The organism is Actinomyces israelii DSM 43320 (assembly GCF_000711965.1).
Lineage (GTDB): Bacteria > Actinomycetota > Actinomycetes > Actinomycetales > Actinomycetaceae > Actinomyces > Actinomyces israelii.
In genome coordinates this window covers 1-4,874 of record NZ_JONS01000084.1, presented here as the reverse complement: position 1 = coordinate 4,874, position 4,874 = coordinate 1, and the positions used below count along the sequence as shown (strand labels likewise).

4 protein-coding genes and 1 pseudogene are annotated in these 4,874 nt (G+C 68.0%); 3 read left to right on the top strand and 2 right to left on the bottom strand.

Features of this window, described 5'->3' with window-relative positions:
• The 3 genes and pseudogenes from O145_RS18515 to O145_RS15040 all read left to right on the top strand — a co-directional run.
• A pseudogene (locus O145_RS18515) lies at positions 1 to 322 on the top strand (ISAs1 family transposase); the annotation flags it as partial.
• Positions 256 to 2,619 (top strand): class III lanthionine synthetase LanKC N-terminal domain-containing protein, encoded by a 2,364-nt coding sequence (locus O145_RS15045; protein WP_458859326.1) that lies wholly within the window; start codon positions 256 to 258, stop codon positions 2,617 to 2,619. The pseudogene O145_RS18515 and the gene O145_RS15045, both read left to right, overlap by 67 nt.
• A 492-nt stretch (positions 2,620 to 3,111) precedes the next feature.
• Complete coding sequence (locus tag O145_RS15040; protein ID WP_043564448.1) at positions 3,112 to 3,948, top strand: uracil-DNA glycosylase; 837 nt, start codon at positions 3,112 to 3,114, stop codon at positions 3,946 to 3,948.
• A gap of 311 nt (positions 3,949 to 4,259) precedes the next feature.
• On the opposite strand, the gene O145_RS15035 is transcribed toward O145_RS15040, so the two are convergent.
• Both O145_RS15035 and O145_RS19440 read right to left on the bottom strand, forming a co-directional pair.
• Positions 4,260 to 4,556, bottom strand: a complete 297-nt coding sequence (locus O145_RS15035) for a hypothetical protein (protein ID WP_052375268.1) — start codon at positions 4,554 to 4,556, stop codon at positions 4,260 to 4,262.
• A 74-nt stretch (positions 4,557 to 4,630) separates the two neighbouring features.
• Positions 4,631 to 4,874, bottom strand: a 244-nt coding sequence (locus O145_RS19440) for a hypothetical protein (RefSeq protein ID WP_229118621.1), incomplete at its 5' end; no start/stop codon positions are given.

Genomic DNA, 4,874 nt, shown 5'->3' with positions numbered 1-4,874 from the left:
CTACGCCATCTGCTCCCTGGACATGATCGCCGCCCCGCCCGATCACGTAGCAGCCTGGATCCAAGGCCACTGGGGAATAGAGAACCGCCTCCACTGGGTCCGCGACGTCACCTTCGACGAGGACCGCCACCAACTGCCCACAACCACCACCGCCCGAGCCATGGCCACACTCAGGAACACCGCCATCAGCCTCATCCGCCTCACCAGCCCCGACCACCCCAGCCGACAACGCCGAAAAAGCAGCATCGCCTCCACCTGCCGCTACTGGGCAACCCACCCCCACCAAACCCTCCAACAACTCACACAACAACCCACCCCATAACAACGCCGACCCCCTGGGGCATCGGGATCCCCTTCAAGCACCTGCGCGACGAGGGGCATCTGCGAGCGAGTCTGGCGAAGTATGGCGACCGTGTCCAGTGCGGCAAGTTCGTTACCGCTTATCCGCGCGATGAGCGGGAGGCGGTGGACCTGATGGAGCAGCTGTCCCGTGACCTTGCCGCCTCGAGCGGTCCCGTAGTCCTGGGAGACGCTCGCTGGGGTCGAGCCCCTGTCTTCTTCCGCTACGGCGGCTACAGGCTCCTTTTGATGGATGATCCCGAGCGCGGGCGAGTCCCCGCTTTGAGAAGTCCTGATGGGACGCTTGTCCCGGACGAGCGATCCACTTCCTTCTCCTGCCCCGAATGGATCGATATTCCCGATGCTATGGCGGGCCATATCGCACAGCGCTCGGCGCCCAATACGACCGAACAGGATTGGTACCCCTATGAGGTCGAATCGGTGATGCACTTCTCGAATGCCGGCGGCGTGTACCTCGCCTCCTGTTCCGACACTCGCTCCCGGGTGGTGCTCAAAGAGGCCCGGCCGTACGTTGGTTTGGACGACTCCGACCTATGGGCTGTTGACCGGCTCCGGCACGAGGCGGAGGTGATGCGCGCTCTGAGTGGTGTCGATGCCGTGGTAAGCTTCCGCGAGTTGCGGGAAATAGGCGGGCACACCTTCCTCGTCGAGGAGTATGTTGATGGGCCGACCCTGAGCTCCTGGGTCGCCGGCAACTACCCCTTCTCGGTGCTCGACGAGCCTGAGGACTACATTCGTCGCGCTACGTCGCTGAGTCTTTCCCTCAAGCAGGCGATTGAAGAAGTGCATGCGTCCGGTTACGCATTGGTTGATCTTCAGCCGATGAATATTCTCATAGAGGGGGAGGAGAGGCCCCGAATCATTGACCTCGAGGCCGCTCGGCCCCTCGCGGACCGCAGTCCCATCACGGTCGGCACCCCCGGGTTCGTCGGCCCCGACTGGCTCAGCCCCGAGGAGAACGACTGGTTCGCCTTCAACAGGGTTGTTGCCCAGCTGTTTTTCCCGCTCGTTCCGCTCAATGCTATTTCCGATGACCTTATCGAGGTCCAGGTTCGGCAGGCGCACAGGCTTCTGTCAGAGCGCATCCCCTTCGACGAGATCATGGCGGCGGAACCTGCGAGAAGACATGATGTCGTGCCTGTTGCTTCGGCCGATGCGCCACACGGCCCTGCCGAGCTGAGGGACCGGCTCGTCGCCGGCCTGGCGGCTGTGGCGCACATGGATGAGGGGAATCTGGTGATTCCCGGGGACGTTGTGAGCTTCTCCGGGGCGGGGCGGATCGATATTGAGTCGGGCCTCGCGGGGGCCTTGTTCACTCGAGAGCTTGCTGACGGATTCTTCTCCGTCGATTTGACGTGGGGTGACCTCGACGGCGGTAGTCCTCCGCGCGGATACCTGTTAGGCGCCGATGGTATTCTCCTCATGCGCGGAGAATCTTTGACGGAACTGGTGCCCGTGCCGGACTCGGACGCTCCCGTCGATGCGAGTCTGCGGTCCGGGCTCGCTGGGATCGCGCTTGCGCAGATGGCATCCGCGAAAGGCGAGGAAAAGAAGCTGCTCAGCCTCGGATTCGATGGGCTGATCGCATTCTTGGAGCGTTTGGCCATGGATCCCGGCTCCCGTATCGTATCGCCAATGACCTCGTCGAGTATGGCTGCCGGCCTCATCGACGGGTGGTCCGGTGTTGCCCTCGCCCTCGACAGGGCCGCATGCCTTCTCGGCGATGCCGGGTTGCGGCGAGCCGCGGCCTCGGCTTTCAACAAGGACCTGGGCCTGACGCGACGGGCTCGTGACGGCTCCCTGCAGGTGCTCGACCGTCAACGTCTTATGCCCTATTTCGCTGAGGGCTCCGCAGGGATCCTCTTGGCAATTCTGATGGCCTCTCAGGAGGTCAGGAACCGCATCGATCCGGACGTTCTGGACCGTCTCGCCCGTGCGACCGCTGTGCGGTGCACCGCGAACGGCGGTCTTTTCATGGGGCGGGCCGGTCTTCTGGCGGCCAGAGCCTGCGCCGCGTCGGCCGGAGTGGACTGCGCGCCTGCCGGCGGTGAGGCGCTCGTCAACGAGCTCATTCCCTACTGTTTTGTGGTCCCGGGTCAGGACGGCGTTCTGGTCGGGGGGCAGGGAGGGCTCCGGCTCTCCGCTGACTACTGCTCGGGAAACGCGGGCTTGGTCCGCGTCCTCGATGCCGTGGCGGGCGGTCCCGATGCGTGGGCCCTTTTCCCCGGCCTTGAGTCTCTCGGACGCCTCGATTCATAGGCCTCTCAGACTGCCGGGACCGGGACCGGTGCTCTGCCCGCTGATCCACTCCCCCTCCCCCCCTTCCGAGAAGCGGAGACCATGATGAAGCCATCCGATAGCCGGTCACCGTTATAAGGGCGCCTCGGCCCCTCGACGGCGGGGAGTCGCGAGTGAAGTAAGTGGCCTGCTGCCTTCCGCGCCGCCCTGCCGCTGTCCGGTGACCTGGTTGAGGCCCCGCGCAAGGCGCCAGACACTTGCGGACGCCGAGCAGGCAGTCCCGCCCCAGGAGCCCCCCGGCTCCGCGCCCCTCAGGCCCCGGCCCACTGTCCGAGAGGAACCGCTTTCTCCGAAGGCGGGTCAGCGGATGGTTGCGGAGGGCGGGGGTACGGCGGCGCGCCGGGGCGAGAAGGGTCCGGGGCGGCAGCACTGCGTCTGTCGGTCGCGGTGCTCCCGCTGTTGTCGGTGTGCTTCTGCTCCGGTCGGGTGCGCGACAATGGGGCGGTGCCAGAAGTGAAGGACCCGCACCCGCTCACCGGCGCGGGCTTCGACTCGCCCGTCCCGCCCGGGACCGGCTGGCCCGGCGACCCCGCCGACGCGGCCACCCCGGTGGCGCGCTCGGCCGGCGGCGCGGCGCGCCTGGCCCGCTCTGCGCCCGACGTCCCCGCCCTCGACGCCCGGGTCAGCGTGTGCCGCGCCTGCCCGCGCCTGGTGGCCTGGCGCGAGCAGGTGGCCACGACCGGCCGCCGCGCCTCCTTCGCCCACGAGCCCTACTGGGGACGCCCCGTGCCGAGCTTCGGGCCAGCGGACGCGCGCATCTACGTCGTCGGGCTGGCACCCGCGGCCAACGGCGCCAACCGCACCGGCCGCATGTTCACGGGGGACCGCTCCGGCGACTGGCTGTGGGCCGCCCTCCACCGCGCGGGCATGGCCACCCGCGGCACCTCCTGGTGCGCCGGCGACGGGCAGGAGCTGACCGGGGTGCGCATGGGGGCGGCGGTGCGCTGCGCCCCGCCCGCCAACAGGCCGACGACGGCGGAGAAGGCCGCCTGCCTGCCCTGGGTCGCCCGCGAGCTCGCGCTCATGCCGCAGGTGCGCGTGCTGGTGGCGCTCGGCGGGATCGCCTGGGACACGGCACTGCGGGTCGTGCGGCAGGCGGGCTGGGGCGTGCCGAGGCCCAAGCCGCGCTTCGGGCACGGCGCCGAGGTGGTGCTCGCGCGCCCGGGCGGGGATGAGGTGACCCTGCTGGGCAGCTACCACCCCAGTCAGCAGAACACCTTCACCGGCCGGCTCACCGCGGACATGCTCGACGACGTGCTCGCGCGGGCCGCCGAGCTGGCCGGGCGGTGAGGCGGGTCGGCGCGCAGGCCGGGACGGGAACTCGTGTCGCCCTGCTGCGACCGACCGGGCCGGACCGGGTTGGCTCCTGCGCGCCTCAGGCGACCCGGCCCGGGCGGGGTCTGTCACGTCGTGCGCCGCCAGCCGGGAGCCGTGGTGCTCGTGTGCTGCACCGGTCGGGCTATCCGACCGGGCTGGCCGGGCTCACGACTGCGGCCGTGAGGTCGCCGTCTGGGGCGCACCGGCTGGCCCTGGTCGACGATGCGCGGTACCAGGGGTGTAGAGCGCCTGGCTCGCACGGGACCAACAGAAAGCTGGAAGGTTCACCTCTGTCTCGTATCCTCGTCACGAGGCCTGTCATGTTCAGCATCACGCAGTGCCGTCGCCCAGTTCATAATGCGCTGCTGGACCTGCAGAAAAGCTTCTGAGTCCAGGCCATATTCCTCGGCCTCGACCGGATCGATAAGGATGACTCGGGAGAGTTTCTCGGCAAACATGGACTGATCAAACCCGATGTCGTGCTTAGTTTCCAGGGCCAGGAGGTCCGCGTCACTGTAGCGGCCCGAGGCGCGGATTGGGTCCAGGTCCGGGAACTCGCGTACCTCCCCGCGGGAGTACACGGCTGAGAGTTTTCCGGCCACGGCATCGCGCTCTGAGAGTGTGATGTCTCAGGAGATCGGTGACGGTTGGTGTGTCAGGGCATCGGTGACGTTTCGGGGGTTCTTGCGGGGGCGGTCTCCTGGGGTGGCGCGTGTGGCGGGGTCGTGGTGGGAGACGTGCCTGGTTCCCGGTTGCGGCCACGGGTACTGGGAAAGTGGGCCTCGCCGTGGGGGTCGGTGATGGTGGTCCTGTGGGCGTCCCAGGTGATCAGGGCCTCCTGGCCCGCTCGGGATCTGGAGACGAGGTAGGCGGTCCCGGCGAGGCTGATGGTGCCGTTG